The sequence below is a fragment of the Bradyrhizobium sp. JR3.5 genome (assembly GCF_054057015.1).
Genome location: NZ_JBSRYV010000001.1, coordinates 2,570,289 through 2,586,218, shown reverse-complemented (window position 1 = coordinate 2,586,218; position 15,930 = coordinate 2,570,289). Strand labels below are relative to the sequence as shown.

Genomic DNA, 15,930 nt, shown 5'->3' with positions numbered 1-15,930 from the left:
CATCACGTGGACGCCACGCTGGGTCTTCCAGTCCTGACCATCCTGATCGCGGTCGCGCTGCTGTTCGATTTCCTGAACGGCCTGCACGATGCCGCGAACTCGATCGCGACCATCGTCTCGACCCGCGTGCTGCGGCCGCAATATGCGGTGTTCTGGGCGGCGTTCTTCAACTTCGTCGCCTTCGCGGTGTTCGGCCTGCACGTCGCCAACACGATCGGCACCGGGATCATCGAGCCTTCGGTGGTGGACGCGACCGTGATCTTCGCCGCGCTGGTCGGCGCGATCGCCTGGAATGTGATCACCTGGGCGCTCGGCATTCCCTCGTCGAGCTCGCACGCGCTGATCGGCGGCCTGGTCGGCGCCGGCATGGCCAAGGCAGGCATCTCGGCGGCGGTGTGGAGCGGGCTCACCAAGACCTTGCTCGCCATCGTGCTGTCGCCGCTGGTCGGCTTCCTGCTGGCGCTGGTGCTGGTTGCGATCGTGTCCTGGCTCTCGGTGCGCTCGACGCCGTTCGCGGTCGATCGCGCCTTCCGCATCCTGCAGTTCGCCTCGGCGTCGCTCTATTCGCTCGGCCATGGCGGCAATGACGCGCAGAAGACCATGGGCATCATCGCCGTGCTGCTCTACTCGCAGGGCCATCTCGGCGACAAGTTCGAGATTCCGTTCTGGGTCGTGCTGGCCTGCCAGAGCGCGATGGCGCTGGGCACCCTGATGGGCGGCTGGCGCATCGTCCGCACCATGGGGCTGCGGATCACCAAGCTGACGCCGATGCAGGGCTTCTGCGCCGAGACCGGCGGCGCCGCGACCCTGTTCATCGCGACCTATCTCGGGGTGCCGGTATCGACCACCCACACCATCACCGGCGCCATCGTCGGCGTCGGCGCCGCGCGCCGGCTGTCCGCCGTGCGCTGGAACGTGGCAAGCTCGATCGTCTACGCCTGGGTGATCACGATCCCGGCCTCGGCGGCGGTCGCAGCCGCGACCTATTGGGCGGTGCAGGTTCTGAAGTAGCGTTTTCGAGCGAAGTGGAAGCCGGTTCGCGTCAAGAAAACGCGTCCAAAACAAGCAATCAACCGACCAGCTTCAGCCCGACGATGCCGGACACGATCAGCCCGATGCTGGCAAGCCGCATCGCGGTCGCGGGTTCGCCGAGCAGGATGATGCCGAGCGCCGCGGTGCCGACCGCGCCGATCCCGGTCCAGATCGCATAGGCGGTTCCAATCGGCAGCGTCTTCAGCGCGATACCGAGCAGGATTACGCTGCCGGCCATCGCCGCGAGCGTCAGGACCGACGGCATCAGCCGGGAGAAGCCCTCGGTGTATTTCAGCCCGATCGCCCAGCCGATCTCGAGCAGGCCTGCGGTGAACAGAATGGCCCAAGCCATACGAGCCCTCCGGATAAGGCAGGGTCGTCCCCGCGGATGGTATGGTGAGGAGAAGGTCGTCCTTCTCGTGCCTATATGTGGGTGGTGCGGCCGTTCCGCATTGCGACAAAACGCCCTTGATTGCGCCCGTTTTCCCTGCCAAACGCTGCCCGCCATGTCTGATACCGCTGTTTCAACCGAATCGCCGTCCCGCTCGCCGCTTTCAGAGGAAGTGGCGCGACGGCGCACCTTTGCGATCATCTCGCACCCGGACGCCGGCAAGACCACGCTGACGGAAAAGCTGCTGCTGTTCGGCGGCGCCATCAACCTCGCGGGCCAGGTCAAGGCCAAGGGCGAGCGCCGCCACACGCGCTCGGACTGGATGAAGATCGAGCGCGAGCGCGGCATCTCGGTGGTCACCTCGGTGATGACCTTCGAGTTCAACGACCTCGTGTTCAACCTGCTGGATACGCCGGGCCACGAGGACTTTTCGGAAGACACCTATCGCACGCTGACCGCGGTCGATTCCGCGGTCATGGTGATCGACGCCGCCAAGGGCATCGAGGCGCGCACCCGAAAGCTGTTCGAGGTGTGTCGCCTGCGCGACATCCCGATCATCACCTTCATCAACAAGATGGACCGCGAGAGCCGCGACACGTTCGAGCTTCTGGACGAGATCGAGAAGACGCTGGCGCTCGACACCACGCCGATGACCTGGCCGGTCGGCCGCGGCCGCGACTTCCTCGGCACCTATGACGTCGTTAATGGCGGCGTCCGGCTGCTCGAGGGCGGCGGCGCCAAGACCGGCGCCACCGAGCAGATCGACATCGCCGATCTCGGCAAGCGCAATCCCAATCTCGACGTCGCCGAGGTCAGGGATGAGCTGGCGCTGGCCTCGGAAGCCTGCAAGCCGTTCGAGCTTGCGGCATTCCGCGAGGGGCATCTGACGCCGGTCTATTTCGGCAGCGCGCTGCGCAATTTCGGTGTCGGCGATTTGCTGGAGGGGCTCGGCAAGTTCGCGCCGGCGCCGCGGGCGCAGGATTCCGATCTGCGCAAGGTCGAGGCGGCGGAGCCGCGCATGAGCGCGTTCGTGTTCAAGATCCAGGCCAACATGGATCCGAACCACCGCGACCGCATCGCGTTCGCGCGGCTGTGCTCCGGCAAGCTCGTCCGCGGCATGAAGGCCAAGCTGGTGCGCACCGGCAAGAACATGAGTCTGTCGAGCCCGCAATTCTTCTTCGCCCAGGACCGCTCGGTGGCGGATGAAGCCTTCGCCGGCGACGTCGTCGGCATTCCGAACCACGGCACCTTGCGGATCGGCGACACCCTGACCGAGGGCGAGGATCTGACCTTCGTCGGCGTGCCGAGCTTCGCGCCGGAAATCGTCCGCCGCGTTCGGCTGACCGATGCGATGAAGGCGAAGAAGCTGAAGGAAGCCTTGCAGCAGATGTCGGAGGAGGGCGTCGTGCAGGTGTTCCGTCCGCGTGACGGTGCGCCGGCGCTGGTCGGCGTGGTCGGTCCGCTGCAGCTCGACGTGCTGAAGGCGCGGCTCGATGCCGAATATTCTCTGCCGGTCGAGTTCGAGGTCAGCGAATTCTCGCTGGCGCGCTGGATCTCGTCCGACGACCGCAAGAAGTTAGAGGCCTTCGTTGCCGCCAACAGTTCCGGCATCGCCGACGACGTCGACGGCGATCCCGTGTTCATGGCCAAGAACGAGTTCTATCTCGGCTACACCCGCGAGCGCGCCGAGGGCATCACCTTCTCCAACGTCAAGGACGTGAAGAAGAAGGCGTAGCGCCGAATACGATAGCGCCACATACTCAGTGTCGTCCCCCGGCTCGACCGGGGGACCCAGTACGCCGTGGCTTATCCGTTCGATCACTGCCGTCTCTGGAATACCGGATCGCCCGGTCGCGCCGGGCGATGACAATTGTGGTTACGGCGCGCGCAAGGAATTGAACGCGGCCCCGCTTGATGCGGTCCGGCCGCGGTACCATTTTCCCCGGAGCGCAATCCGGGTCCGTCTGCATGCTCCGACGCGTCGTCATCTGCCTCGCTTTTGCCGTGCTGGCCGTTGTGCTCGCGAACGCTGCTTCTGCGCAGCAGCGGCAGCAGACCAATCCGGCGCCGTTCGCACACACGCCTTGCAGTGTGCTCGACGAAGGGCCTTGCATCCCGTCCTATTGCAGCGTGTTCAATCACGGGCCGTGCTTTCCCGAGATGGATTATCCGTACGGCGAAAATCTCCAGCTCACGATCCTGACGGTGCCGCCCGAGGACCAGGCCGCGAAATACCGCAAACCGGATCATGATCTCAATACCATCGGCGATCTGTTCGCCGCGCTGCGTTCCTGCTGGGCGCCGCCGCCGGCGGACGATGCGCGCAAGGGCATGCAGATGTCGGTGCGCTTCAGCTTCAAGCGGACCGGGGAGATGATCGGCACGCCGCGGCTGACGTTCGCGACGCGGGGCATCCCGGCGGATACCCGCACGACCTACCTCAACGCGATCAATGCCTCGCTCGGCGCCTGCCTGCCGCTGAAATTCACCGGCGGGCTCGGCGGCGCGCTGGCCGGCCGCCCGATCATGATCCGCTATGTCGATAATCGCGAGCTGGCCAAGCCGGCCGGCAATCCGTAATGGCACGTCATTCCGGGGCGATGCGGAGCATCGAACCCGGAATGACGGCATGCGTGGCGTGACGCATTGCGTCCCGCCCGGCGAAGATGTTACGCGAAGGCAGCAATCAATCAGGGGAGGAACATCGTGGGACTGCTCGTCATGATCCTGGGTCTCGTGCTGTTCCTCGGCGTCCATGTGCTGACCAGCCTGCGCGACCTGCGCGCCGGCATCGTGAATGCGATGGGCGAGGGGGCCTACAAGGGCGTCTATTCGCTGGTGTCGTTCGCCGGCCTCGCGCTGATCATCTGGGGCTTCGGCCATTACCGCGCGACCGGCTGGATCGACGTCTGGACGCCGCCGACCGCGTTCAAGCACATCACGGTGGCGCTGATGCTGCCGGCCGTGATCCTGGTGGTGGCCGCCTATATTCGCGGCCGCATCTACACCACGCTGAAGCATCCGATGCTGGCGGGCGTGAAGCTGTGGGCGTTCGCGCATCTGCTCGCCAATGGCGATCTCGGCTCGATCATCCTGTTCGGCTCGTTTCTCGGCTGGGCGGTCTATGACCGCATCTCACTGAAGCGCCGCGCGGATGCCGGCGGGCCGCCGATCCCGGTAGGCGGCCCGACCAATGACCTGATCGCGATCGCGGTCGGTGTCATCGTCTATCTGGCGCTGGCGTTTGCGTTCCATCCGGTCGTGATCGGCGTGCCTGTCATGGGAGCCTGACTATGTCCGTTCAATCCGCTATCAAGCGCAAGACCGCGCCCGATCTCCGCGCCCGCAAGAATGGCGAGCCGATCGTGATGCTGACATCGTACCACGCGCATACCGCAGCGCTGGTCGACCGGCACTGCGACGCCATCCTGGTCGGCGATTCCCTCGGCAACGTGATGCATGGCTTCGAGACCACGGTGCCGGTCACCCTCGACATGATGATCCTGCAGGGCCGCGCGGTGATGCGCGGTTCGCAAGCTGCGCTGGTCGTGGTCGACATGCCGTTCGGCTCCTATGAGGGCTCCAAGGAGCAGGCGTTTCAATCCGCGGTGCGGATCATGAAGGAGACGCTGTGCGGCGCGGTCAAGCTCGAGGGCGGCGCGCGGATGGCGGAGACGGTGGCGTTCCTGTCCGAGCGCGGCATTCCCGTGATGGGCCATATCGGCCTGACGCCGCAATCGATCAACACGCTCGGCTCGTTCCGCGCGCAGGGCCGCGAGGAGGAGACCTGGGCGCCGATCGAGAACGACGCCAAGGCGATCGCGGAAGCGGGCGCCTTCTCGATCGTGGTCGAGGCGGTCGCCGAGCCGCTGGCGCGCAAGATCACGCAATCGATCACTGTTCCCACCATCGGCATCGGCGCCAGTGCTGCCTGTGACGGCCAGGTGCTGGTGCTGGAGGACATGCTCGGCCTGTCGCCGCGCGCGCCGAAATTCGTGCGCCGCTACGGCAACCTCGGCCCGATGATCGAGGAGGCGATCGCGGGCTATGCGCGCGACGTGAAGAGCCGCGCCTTCCCGGGCCCGGAGCACGTCTACGGCATGAAGAAGAGCTGACGAGGCGCGCATGGACTGGTCGCAACACGCACTTCCGCTGATGCGGCTCGAGCCGCGCTTCGGCGACCGCGTCGTGCCGGCGTTTGCCGAGCGGCCGGCCAGCCTTTGGGCGATGATCGCAGACGCCGTCGCGCAGAACGGCGACGGCGAGGCGCTGGTCTGCGGCGAGAGGCGCCTGAGCTGGCGCGAGGTCGCCGAGCAATCCGCGAAGGTCGCAGCCGGCTTTGCAAAGCTTGGCCTCGCGCCGGGCGACCGGGTCGGGATCCTGCTCGGCAACCGCATCGAGTTCGTGCTGACGATGTTCGCCGCCGCCCATGCCGGCCTCGTCACGGTCCTGCTCTCGACGCGCCAGCAGAAGCCCGAGATCGCCTACGTGCTGAACGATTGCGGCGCGAAGCTTTTGGTCCACGAAGCCGCGCTTGCCGACCGCATCCCCGACCCTGCCGATATTCCCGGCCTCGCGCATCGCATCTCGGTCAGCGACGACAGCGCGTCGCAATTCGCCGGCCTGCGCGACAATGCGCCAGCGCAAGCGCCGGCGGAGGTGAGGGAAGAGGACACCGCGATGATCCTCTACACCTCGGGCACCACGGGCCGGCCGAAGGGCGCGATGCTCGCCCATTGCAACATCATCCACTCGTCGATGGTGTTCGCGTCCTGCCTGAAGCTGACCAAGGCCGATCGCTCGATCGCCGCGGTGCCGCTCGCGCATGTCACCGGCGCGGTCGCCAACGTCACCACCATGGCGCGCTCTGCCGGCGCGCTGATCATCATGCCGGAGTTCAAGGCGTCGGAATATCTGAAGGTCGCGGCGCGCGAGCGCGTCAGCTACACGGTGATGGTGCCGGCGATGTACAATCTCTGCCTGATGCAGCCGGATTTCGACAGCTACGATCTGTCGAGCTGGCGCATCGGCGGGTTCGGCGGCGCGCCGATGCCGGTTGCGACCATCGAAAAGCTCGACGCCAAGATTCCCGGGCTCAAGCTCGCGAATTGCTACGGCGCGACCGAGACCACGTCGCCCTCGACCTTGATGCCGGGCGAACTGACCGCGGCGCATATCGACAGCGTCGGCCTGCCGTGCCCCGGTGCCGAGATCATCGTGATGGGCCCCGATGGCCGCGAGGTGTCGCGCGGCGAGATCGGCGAGCTCTGGATCCGCAGCGCTTCCGTCATCAAGGGCTACTGGAACAATCCGAAGGCGACCGCCGAAAGCTTCACGGCCGGCTTCTGGCATTCCGGCGATCTCGGCTCGGTCGATGCTGACAACTTCGTCCGCGTGTTCGACCGCCAGAAGGACATGATCAACCGCGGCGGCCTGAAGATCTATTCCGCGGAGGTCGAGTCCGTGCTTTCAGGCCATCCGGCCGTGGTCGAGAGCGCGATCATCGCAAAGCCGTGCCCGGTGCTCGGCGAGCGTGTCCACGCCGTGATCGTGACCCGCACCGACGTGAGTGCCGAGAGCCTGCGCACCTGGTGCGCCGAACGTCTCTCCGACTACAAAGTGCCGGAGACGATGGTGCTGACATCGGACCCGCTGCCGCGCAACGCCAACGGCAAGGTGATCAAGCGCCAGCTGCGGGAAAGCATCTCGACAGGGGCATAGGCCGGCGTAGGACAAACTTCCCCGGTTAACGCTTTGATCCGCCTCGCTTTGCCTTGCCTCCGCCACACCGTTAGGGTAACGCCGCCGCGATGTGGGGATCGGGTAGGGGCTGCGCTCCGCCCAGATTCGCGGTCCCGAGGGGATGGGATAGCCTTAAGTGTCTGAATTATTTGACGAAGTCGACGAGGAAGTCCGTCGCGATCAGCTCAAGAAGCTGTGGGACAAGTACTCGCTTTTCATCATCGCGCTGGCGATCCTGGTGGTCGCGGGCGTCGGTGGCTGGCGTGGCTACCAATATCTCGAGGGCAAGAAGGCCGCCGAGGCCGGTGCGGCGTTCGACCGCGCCGTTGAGCTGTCGGACCAGAACAAGCACGCCGAGGCCGAGGCCGCGTTTGCCGACCTGATCACCAAGGCGCCGTCCGGCTACCGCAATCTGGCGCGGCTGCGCATGGCCGCCGAGGTCGCGACCCGCGATCAGCCGGCCGCTGCGAAACTTTATGACGAGATCGCAGCCGACCGCAGCGTCGGCGGTCCCGATCAGGATCTGGCGCGGATCCGCGCCGCGCAGATGGTGATGGACACCACGACCTATCCGAACATGGTGCAACGGCTCGAGGCGACGGCGACGTCGAAGGACTCGACGTTCCGCCACTCCGCGCGCGAGCTGCTGGCGCTGTCGGCCTGGCGCGCCAACGATGCCGCCGCCGCGCGGCAGTGGCTCGACCAGATTGCCAATGACGGCGAGACGCCGCCGAGCCTGCGGTCGCGCGCCGAAGCGCTGCAGGCACTGTTGCCGCCGGTCGCGAAGAGCTGACTTGGCGCGCGAAACCCGAGTTTGAGTGAGAGATCGACCATGCGCCGCTCGCAACGCCTGATCGCAGCCGTAGTTCTGACAGCGCTTTGCAGCGTGCTGGCGGGCTGCGGCGGTGGCGGCATGTCCAATTTCGATCCGAGCGACCTGCTCGACTTCCTCGACACCAAGAAGAAGCTGGCCGGCGACCGCAAGCCGGTGTTCCCGGAAGGCGTGCCCGGCCTCGAGCAGGGCGTGCCGAAGGATTTGTACAAGGGCTCGCAGCAGGAGCAGCTCGACCAGCAGAACGCCGCGGCAGCGGCCGCCGCCCAGCCGGCTCCGCCAGCGGAGCCGCCGAAGGGCGCCAAGAAGCACACCAAGCGGGCCGCGCCGGCCGCGGATCAGGCGGCTGCCCCCGACGCTGCGGCGCCGGACGAGGGCGCGCCCGCCGCGCTGCCGCCCGAGCCGAAGCCGAAGAAGATCGTCCGCCGCCGCACCACCGCGCCGCCGGCCGACGACCAGCAGGCGCAGCCTGCGGCGCCGGCGCAGCAGACCCAGACCACGCAACAATCCGGCGGCGCGTTCCCCGCGCCGCTACCGAGCGGCGGATTTAGCCGCTAGCATGATCCGGAAAAGTGCGAAGCGGTTTTCCGGAAAGATCATGCTAAAACAAGAAGCTAAAGCGCGATGACGTTTCAATCCGATCTCATCGCGCTTTAGGCTCCTGCTTCAATTCATTAGACGCGCGCCGCGCCGCGGCGCCGGGATGATCCATGTCCTTTACCATCGCCATTATCGGCCGGCCCAATGTCGGAAAGTCGACGCTGTTCAACCGGCTGGTCGGCCAGAAGCTCGCGCTGGTGGACGACGAGCCCGGCGTGACCCGCGATCGCCGCGAGGGCCAGGCCCGGCTCTACGATCTCGACTTCACCATCATTGACACCGCGGGGCTCGATGAGGGCGCCAAGGGCTCGCTGACGGCGAGGATGCAGGAACAGACCGAAACCGCGATCGCGCTCGCCGACGCCCTGAATGTTCGTGATCGACGCCCGCGTCGGCCTGACGCCGACCGATCGCGCCTTCGCCGACTTCGCCCGCAAGGCCAACAAGCCGGTGGTGCTGGTCGCCAACAAGGCCGAGGGCAAGCATGGTGAGATCGGCGCGATGGAATCCTACGCGCTCGGCCTCGGCGATCCCGTGCAGATCTCGGCCGAGCACGGCGAGGGCATGGGAGACCTCCACGAGGCGCTGAGCGCGCTGGTGCCCGCGACACCAGAGGAAGACGACGAGGTCGAGGACGACGAGGACATCTCGGAGGAGGAGGCCGCGCAGCGCCCGATCCGCGTCGCCATCGTCGGCCGGCCCAACGCCGGCAAGTCGACGCTGATCAATCATCTGCTCGGCGAGGAGCGGCTGCTGACCAGCCCCGAGGCCGGCACCACGCGCGATTCCATCGCGGTCGAGATCACCTGGCAGGGCCGCCAGTTCCGCGTGTTCGATACCGCCGGCCTGCGCCGCCGCTCGCGGATCGAGGAGAAGCTGGAAAAGCTCTCGGTCGCGGATGCGTTGCGTGCGGTGCGCTTCGCCGAAGTCGTCGTGATGATGATGGACTCGCAGAACAAGTTCGAGGAGCAGGATCTGCGCATCGCCGATCTGGTCGAGCGCGAAGGCCGCGCGATCGTGCTCGCGGTCAACAAATGGGACCTCGTCGAGCGCAAGCCCAACCAGATCTCGCAGCTGCGCACCGATGCCGACCACTGGCTGCCGCAGGTCAAGGGCGCGCCGATCGTCGCCGTCTCCGGCCTGATGGGTGAGGGTATCGACCGCCTGATGATTGCGATCCAGGAGGCCTATGCGGTCTGGAACCGGCGCTTGCCGACCGCGGGGCTCAATCGCTGGTTCGAGCAGGCGATCGAGGCCAACCCGCCGCCGGCCGTCTCGGGCCGCCGGCTGAAGCTGAACTACATCACGCAAGTGAAGGCGCGCCCGCCGAGCTTCGTTCTGTTCTGCTCGCGCGCCGATGCGATCCCGAGATCCTATCTGCGCTACCTCACCAACTCGCTGCGCGAGACCTTCGATCTGCCGGGCACGCCGATCCGGATCACGCTGCGCGAGAAGGCCAATCCGTTCGCCTACAAGCGCAAACGGCCGTCATGAGCGGCGACGCCGAAGCCCATCCTGCGGCTGTTCCGCGGGCACGCAGCGGCGCGGTGATCTTCATCTTCATCACCCTGCTGCTCGACATGCTCGCGCTCGGGATCATCATCCCGATCCTGCCCAAGCTGATCGAAGGCTTCGTCAACAACGACACCGCCAACGCGGCGCGCATCTTCGGCGTGTTCGGCTCGATCTGGGCCTTGATGCAGTTCGTCTGCTCGCTGATCTTGGGCGCGCTGTCCGATCGCTTCGGCCGCCGTCCGGTGGTGCTGCTGTCGAATTTCGGCCTCGCCGCAGACTACGTGCTGATGGCACTGGCGCCGAACCTGATCTGGCTGTTCATCGGGCGGGCGATCTCGGGCATCACCTCGTCGAGCATCTCGACCGTGTTCGCCTATATCGCCGACGTCACCGCGCCGGAGCAGCGCGCCGCGATGTTCGGCAAGATCGGCGTCGCGTTCGGCGCGGGCTTCATCCTGGGACCTGCGCTGGGCGGCCTGCTCGGCGAGATCGATCCGCGGCTGCCGTTCTGGGCGGCGGCGGGCCTGAGCCTCGTCAACGGCCTCTATGGCCTGTTCATCCTGCCGGAATCGCTCCCGGTCGAGCGGCGCGCGCCGTTCAAATGGAAGAGCGCCAATCCGATCGGCGCGCTGCATTTCCTGCGCGCGAACCGGACGCTGGCCGGCCTGTCGCTGGCGACCTTCTTCGGCCAGCTCGCGCATGTCGTGCTGCCCTCGGTGTTCGTGCTGTACGCCACCTATCGCTATGGCTGGGATACCGGCACCGTCGGCGCCACGCTCGCGCTGGTCGGCCTCTGCGGCATGATCGTGCAGGGCGCGGCGATCGGCCCGATCGTGCAGCGCCTCGGCGAACGCAACGCGTTGTTCCTCGGCCTCGTCTGCGGCGCCTTGGGCTTTTTGATCTTTGGCGCGGCACCGACCGGGCAACTGTTCTGGATCGGCATTCCCGTGATGGCGTTCTGGGGCATCTCGGGCGCCGCGACGCAGGCCCTGACGACGCAACTCGTCGCCGCCGATCAACAAGGCCAGTTGCAGGGCGCGACATCGAGCGTGCAGAGCATGTCGGAATTGATCGGCCCGTTCCTGTTCACGCTGACCTTCGCCTATTTCATCGGCGACAACGTGCCGGTGAAGCTGCCTGGTGCGCCGTTCTATCTGGCCGGTGCGCTGCTGCTGCTCGCGCTCGCGATCGCCTGGCGCGCGACGGCAAAGAGAGCGTAGGGCGAGTTCGGACCGCTCGTCGGCCGACCGGCGACGCGGCGGCCCGCGTACCGACAGGGAATGGTCATCGCTGCCGGCGCCGGCGCGGAAGTCGGCCGCGAAGTGACGCGGTGGAGTAGGGCGGTTAGCCCAAGGCGTAACCCACCGACTTCGTGCCACGAAAAGATGGTGGATTACGCCTTCCGCCTTCGCTCGTTGAGCTACGGCGGACGTAGTCGGCTAATCAACCTACAGAGCTCGCCTATTTCTTCACCAGCGGGCAATCGCTCGCTTCGAGCGGCTTGGCGGCGTCTTCCGGCGAGATGGTGGCGATCAGCTTGTAATAGTCCCAGGGGTATTTGGACTCTTCCGGCTTCTTCACCTCGAACAGATAGGCCGGGATGATGCGGCGGCCGTCGATCCGCAGCGGGCCCTTGCCGAACAGCGGATCGTCGGTCGGGATCTCCTTCATCTTGGCGACGACCTTGGCGCCATCATGCGGATTGCCGCCCATCGCGTCGAGCGCCTTCAGATAATGCAGCACGCCGGCATAGACGCCGGCGACCGTCATCGATGGCATCGAGCCCTTCGGCGAGACCTTCTGGAAGCGCTTCGACCAGGCGCGGGTCTGGTCGTTCATGTCCCAATAGAACGACTCGGTGAAGGTGAGGCCTTGCGCGATCTTCAAGCCCAGCGCGTGCACGTCGTTGACGAACAGCAACAGCGCCGCGAGCTTCTGTCCGCCTGCGGTGATGCCGAATTCGGACGCCTGCTTGATCGCGTTGGTGGTGTCGCCGCCGGCATTGGCGAGGCCGATGATCTTGGCCTTGGAGGCCTGCGCCTGCAGCAGGAACGAGGAGAAATCCGCGGTGTTGAGCGGGTGCTTGACACCGCCGAGCACTTTGCCGCCGTTGGCGGTGACGACCGCCGAAGTATCGCGCTCCAGCGCGTGGCCGAAGGCGTAGTCGGCGGTGAGGAAGAACCAGGTGTCGCCGCCTGCCTTGGTCAGTGCCTTGCCGGTGCCGTTGGCGAGCATGTAGGTGTCGAACGTGTAGGAGATCGTGTTGGCGTTGCAGGCCTTGCCGGTGAGATCGGCGGTCGCCGCGCCCGAGTTGAGCACGATCGAGTTCTTCTCCTTGGCAAGGTTGCTCACCGCCAGCGCGACGCCGGAGTTCGGCGTATCGGTGATGATGTCGACCTTGTCGTTGTCGATCCAGTTGCGCGCGATGTTGACGCCGACGTCAGGCTTATTCTGGTGGTCGCCGCTGACCACGTCGATCTTCCAGCCCTTGGCGCGTAGGCCGGAATCTTCCACCGCCATGTTGGCCGCGGCCACTGAATTCGGACCGCCGATGTCGGCATAGAGGCCCGACATGTCGTTCAGCACGCCGATCTTGACGTTCTTGTCCTGAGCAAAGGCAGGCGTAGCAAGGCCGAGTGCAGCGCAAGCGAGAAACACGGCGTGGCGCCGTGCGAGCGTCGTCGTCATGAGACATTCCCTCCACTGTCAATTTTTCCCGCAACGGCCCTCTTGTGGGGCCTTGTGCCGGTCGTTCGCGTTCCCGCTTACCCTTTCCTTGGACGAGCGGCAATCCGCATAAAGCCGGATGAACTGCGTCGAAGCGTCATCCTGCCGTCACTCTACTTGAGCGCGTCCGAGGTCAGCCTGAATTTCTGGATCCGCTTGCCTTCGACCTCGCCGGTGTAGACGTTGCCCTTCTGGTCGACCGCTATGACATGGAGCAGGGCGAACTGTCCCGCATTGCGGCCGCTATGGCCGAAGGTGCCGACCACGGTGCCGTCGTCGCGTTTGATGACGCGGACCTCGTTGTTGGCGCCGTCGGCGTTGAGCAGAAAGGCCTGCTTCGGATCGGGCCACAGCGCGAGATCGAACACGGCGCCGTCGCCGCGGGTGTTCTTCTCGTAGAACCATTCTCTGACGAAGGTGCCGTTCTTCTGGAAGACCTGGATGCGGTCCTGGCTGCGGTCGCAGACATAGACCAGCCCGTCATTGGCGATCTTGATGCAGTGCACGGGATTGCCGAACTGCTCCTGCACCGCGGCGCTTGGATCATATGGCGGCTGCTTGTCGTCGGTGGGGAGCTTGCCGTAGCCGCCCCAGTGCCGCTTGTAGGCCAGCGTGGTGGCGTCGAACACGATGACGCGGCGGTTGCCATAGCCGTCGGCGATGTAGAGCTCGTTGGCATCCTTGTCGATTGCCATCTCGGCGGGGCGGCCGAGCTGGGTGGTGTCGTTGCTGTTGGTGCGGGCTGCGATCTTGCCGATCTGGCCGAGATACTTGCCGTCGAGCGAGAACTTCAGGATCGCGCTGTCGTCATCGGCGTTGCCGCCGATCCAGACGAAGCCGCGTTCGTCGACCTCGATGCCGTGCTCGCGGCCGACCCATTGATAGCCGTCGCCGGGGCCGCCCCAGGCCCGCAGCAAATTGCCGTCGACATCGAATTCGAGCACCGGCGGTGCGGCCACGCAGCATTTCGCGCGCGGCGGGGTGAGGCTCGCCGCCTTCTCGCCATCGGTCAGCGAGCGCGGCCGGTGGACCACCCAGATATGTCCCTGCCAGTCGACGGTGATGCCGCCGACCTGGCCGATGATCCAGTTGTTCGGCAGCTGCTTGGGCCACGACGCGTCGACCGCGAAGGTCGGGACGTCACCGGCCCTGGCGGGCGTTGGCTGAGCAAAAAAGGCTGCTGATGCGATGCCGGCGGAGAGAAACAATCCGGACAGAATGGAGCGCGCGCGATTGAACGTCGGCGTCATGATGCCTCCCGAGATTTTTCTTGGCGGTGGTCCCGCTGCGGAGGGCAGTCAATCGCGGGGAGGGGAAGGAGTCAATCCGTCGCAGGCGCGTTGCGCGACCACTTGGCGTGCAGTATTAAGCTGCTATCTCAGGTAGCGAGGCCGAACGGATGCGTGGATGGTTGATCGGCATGGCGGCTTCGATGCTTTGCCTGAGCTCCTCGGCCGCTATTCCGATCGATTGCGCGACTGCGCCCAGCGTCAAATGCTTGGCGGCTGAAGTCTTCTTGCTCGCAAAGAAACTGCCACCTCGTGACGACAATCGAGCTCGCGTTGAATTCGCCGAGCAGGAATTGGCTGACAATGACCTCAAAACTGCTCTCGATTACGTGATTTCAGACAATCCCGATCCGGCGCCTTGGGAAGATATCGATTGGATTGCGCGCGCGGGCCGCTTCGCTGACGCTCTTGAGACCGCGAGGCAGCGAAAGTCGACGGTGGATCGGCTCGGGGGATTGCTTGCCGTTGCCTCGCGCCTCGCGGAGGAGAAAGACGCGGCGCAGGCGCGGGAGATTGTCGAGGGCGTCGAACGGGAATTGCCGTCGATCGCAGGTGACAGCGATGAAGACGCGCAGGCCATCCCCGCACTTGCTGGAAAGGTATGGGCCGGCCTCGGACAGCCCGATCGCACCTTGCGCCTTGTCGGCGGTCGCGGTGCGAGAACAGTTGATTGGTTGCTGGTGATCGCCAACACGTACCCGGCAGCGACAGGTTGGCGCGAGGAGGCGTGGCGTGAAGCCGAACGTCTCGACGAGCCCTTTGCTCTGGAGCAGTTGCTGCGCGATGCACTGAGGCGCGGCGATCTGGCTGAAATTTCTCAAGCCGCACAGCGCGCCGGCAAAGGTGGTCGATCGCTTTGCGAACAGCGATGCTCAGCCGTCGGCAGTGATCGCGCTCGCGGACGCTTTTCTCGCCGTCGGATCACCTGATCCTGCCGCAAGGCTGGTCGAGCCGTGGCCGCGATGGGTGAGCGGCAAGGACGACATCGCTCAATTCAATATTGTCAATGCGCTGATCCCGGTGCTGGCGTGGCTAGCACGGGATCGTGACGTCGAGACGGCCGCCGCTGCGGTGAGCAATTCCGCACGTCGCAGCCAGTGCTTCAGCAAGGCCGCCGATGAATATGCCCGGCTCGGACGTCGCGATCTTGTCGAAAAGCGCGATGCGGAAGCCATGACGCTTGCGATGTCGTCGCCCACCGGAGATCAGAAGCTGCAATGGCAGCATGACGCGGCTCTGAACAATCTGGCGCTTGCGCGCGCGGGGCGCGGCGACGTCATTGGCGCGGTCGCCGCCGCCGTCAAGCTTGGCGACGATGCAAAGGTCCGCGAAACGATATCTTATGTCGTCAGGCGCGCGATCGACACCGGCCACGGGGCGGCAGCCGCGCCGGCGATCGAGGCGCTCGAACAGCGCGCGGGGGCTGTGCAGGACGCGCCCTTGCTGCTCGCTGCAGCCAATGCCCGTTACACGACCGGCGACGAAGGCCGGGCGCGCGACGGTCTTTCGCAACTCCTGGCGATGGCCCGGCTCGTCGGCAACGACGCCGGCCTCGCGGCAGAATTGGCGTGGCGGCTAGACGGAGCGGGTAAGCCGGAGAGAATCATCACCATCGTGGACAAATTCGGCGTGACCGATCCGAGCGCGATCGATCATCTGGTCGAAGTCATCAGGCCGTTGTCGCCGGCCGTCGCCGTCCAACTCGTTGGCCGGCAAGTCGAGGTCTGGCGTCAGATCGCGGATCTGGCCAACATAGGTGTTCAGCTTGCGTCCGATGCAAAGTAGATCGGGAGGAGCTTGTG

14 protein-coding genes and 1 pseudogene are annotated in these 15,930 nt (G+C 65.7%); 12 read left to right on the top strand and 3 right to left on the bottom strand.

The window, feature by feature from the left end:
• The first annotated feature begins 6 nt into the window (after window positions 1-6).
• Window positions 7-1,011, top strand: coding sequence for an inorganic phosphate transporter (locus ACVWW1_RS12990; RefSeq protein ID WP_092113372.1), 1,005 nt, complete (start codon window positions 7-9; stop codon window positions 1,009-1,011).
• A gap of 58 nt (window positions 1,012-1,069) precedes the next feature.
• On the opposite strand, the gene sugE is transcribed toward ACVWW1_RS12990, so the two are convergent.
• Window positions 1,070-1,384, bottom strand: a complete 315-nt coding sequence (gene sugE, locus ACVWW1_RS12985) for a quaternary ammonium compound efflux SMR transporter SugE (RefSeq protein ID WP_456656040.1) — start codon at window positions 1,382-1,384, stop codon at window positions 1,070-1,072.
• A 154-nt stretch (window positions 1,385-1,538) separates the two neighbouring features.
• Between sugE and ACVWW1_RS12980 the strand changes: the two genes are divergently transcribed.
• From ACVWW1_RS12980 to ACVWW1_RS12940, 9 genes and pseudogenes are all read left to right on the top strand, one after another.
• Window positions 1,539-3,158, top strand: coding sequence for a peptide chain release factor 3 (locus ACVWW1_RS12980; RefSeq protein ID WP_456656039.1), 1,620 nt, complete (start codon window positions 1,539-1,541; stop codon window positions 3,156-3,158).
• Window positions 3,159-3,391: 233 nt separating this feature from the next.
• Window positions 3,392-4,003 carry a hypothetical protein gene (locus ACVWW1_RS12975; RefSeq protein ID WP_456656038.1) on the top strand — a complete coding sequence of 204 codons (612 nt, stop codon included), beginning with the start codon at window positions 3,392-3,394 and terminating at the stop codon, window positions 4,001-4,003.
• 126 nt (window positions 4,004-4,129) lie between these two features.
• A complete protein-coding gene (locus tag ACVWW1_RS12970; protein WP_456656037.1) occupies window positions 4,130-4,714 on the top strand; it encodes an NnrU family protein in 585 nt (194 codons plus the stop codon).
• Between the two features lie 2 nt (window positions 4,715-4,716).
• Window positions 4,717-5,538: a 3-methyl-2-oxobutanoate hydroxymethyltransferase gene (panB, locus tag ACVWW1_RS12965; RefSeq protein WP_176531803.1), complete on the top strand. Its 822-nt coding sequence runs from the start codon at window positions 4,717-4,719 to the stop codon at window positions 5,536-5,538.
• A gap of 10 nt (window positions 5,539-5,548) precedes the next feature.
• Window positions 5,549-7,144, top strand: a complete 1,596-nt coding sequence (locus tag ACVWW1_RS12960; protein WP_456656036.1) for a class I adenylate-forming enzyme family protein — start codon at window positions 5,549-5,551, stop codon at window positions 7,142-7,144.
• 157 nt (window positions 7,145-7,301) lie between these two features.
• Window positions 7,302-7,958: a tetratricopeptide repeat protein gene (locus ACVWW1_RS12955; RefSeq protein WP_456656035.1), complete on the top strand. Its 657-nt coding sequence runs from the start codon at window positions 7,302-7,304 to the stop codon at window positions 7,956-7,958.
• A 39-nt stretch (window positions 7,959-7,997) separates the two neighbouring features.
• A complete protein-coding gene (locus ACVWW1_RS12950; protein WP_456656034.1) occupies window positions 7,998-8,555 on the top strand; it encodes a hypothetical protein in 558 nt (185 codons plus the stop codon).
• Window positions 8,556-8,707: 152 nt separating this feature from the next.
• A pseudogene (der, locus tag ACVWW1_RS12945) lies at window positions 8,708-10,091 on the top strand (ribosome biogenesis GTPase Der).
• Window positions 10,088-11,332 (top strand): MFS transporter, encoded by a 1,245-nt coding sequence (locus ACVWW1_RS12940; RefSeq protein WP_456656033.1) that lies wholly within the window; start codon window positions 10,088-10,090, stop codon window positions 11,330-11,332. The pseudogene der and the gene ACVWW1_RS12940 overlap by 4 nt, the downstream one beginning before the upstream one ends.
• A 241-nt stretch (window positions 11,333-11,573) precedes the next feature.
• Here ACVWW1_RS12940 and ACVWW1_RS12935 read toward each other — a convergent pair whose 3' ends face one another.
• Together ACVWW1_RS12935 and ACVWW1_RS12930 are read right to left on the bottom strand one after the other, a co-directional pair.
• Window positions 11,574-12,800 carry an ABC transporter substrate-binding protein gene (locus ACVWW1_RS12935; protein ID WP_456656032.1) on the bottom strand — a complete coding sequence of 409 codons (1,227 nt, stop codon included), beginning with the start codon at window positions 12,798-12,800 and terminating at the stop codon, window positions 11,574-11,576.
• A gap of 152 nt (window positions 12,801-12,952) precedes the next feature.
• A complete protein-coding gene (locus tag ACVWW1_RS12930) occupies window positions 12,953-14,089 on the bottom strand; it encodes a hypothetical protein (RefSeq protein ID WP_456656031.1) in 1,137 nt (378 codons plus the stop codon).
• A gap of 161 nt (window positions 14,090-14,250) precedes the next feature.
• Between ACVWW1_RS12930 and ACVWW1_RS12925 the strand changes: the two genes are divergently transcribed.
• Window positions 14,251-15,057 carry a hypothetical protein gene (locus tag ACVWW1_RS12925; RefSeq protein ID WP_456656030.1) on the top strand — a complete coding sequence of 269 codons (807 nt, stop codon included), beginning with the start codon at window positions 14,251-14,253 and terminating at the stop codon, window positions 15,055-15,057.
• Window positions 15,014-15,913: a hypothetical protein gene (locus tag ACVWW1_RS12920; RefSeq protein ID WP_456656029.1), complete on the top strand. Its 900-nt coding sequence runs from the start codon at window positions 15,014-15,016 to the stop codon at window positions 15,911-15,913. The genes ACVWW1_RS12925 and ACVWW1_RS12920 overlap by 44 nt, the downstream gene beginning before the upstream one ends.
• The last annotated feature ends 17 nt before the right edge of the window (window positions 15,914-15,930 follow it).

Coding starts and splice junctions, on each gene's coding strand:
- ACVWW1_RS12950 (WP_456656034.1), top strand. CDS start 7,998: ATGCGCCGCTCGCAACGCCTGATCGCAGCCGTAGTTCTGACAGCGCTT.
- ACVWW1_RS12935 (WP_456656032.1), bottom strand. CDS start 12,800: ATGACGACGACGCTCGCACGGCGCCACGCCGTGTTTCTCGCTTGCGCT.
- ACVWW1_RS12960 (WP_456656036.1), top strand. CDS start 5,549: ATGGACTGGTCGCAACACGCACTTCCGCTGATGCGGCTCGAGCCGCGC.
- ACVWW1_RS12975 (WP_456656038.1), top strand. CDS start 3,392: ATGCTCCGACGCGTCGTCATCTGCCTCGCTTTTGCCGTGCTGGCCGTT.
- panB (WP_176531803.1), top strand. CDS start 4,717: ATGTCCGTTCAATCCGCTATCAAGCGCAAGACCGCGCCCGATCTCCGC.
- sugE (WP_456656040.1), bottom strand. CDS start 1,384: ATGGCTTGGGCCATTCTGTTCACCGCAGGCCTGCTCGAGATCGGCTGG.
- ACVWW1_RS12980 (WP_456656039.1), top strand. CDS start 1,539: ATGTCTGATACCGCTGTTTCAACCGAATCGCCGTCCCGCTCGCCGCTT.
- ACVWW1_RS12930 (WP_456656031.1), bottom strand. CDS start 14,089: ATGACGCCGACGTTCAATCGCGCGCGCTCCATTCTGTCCGGATTGTTT.
- ACVWW1_RS12940 (WP_456656033.1), top strand. CDS start 10,088: ATGAGCGGCGACGCCGAAGCCCATCCTGCGGCTGTTCCGCGGGCACGC.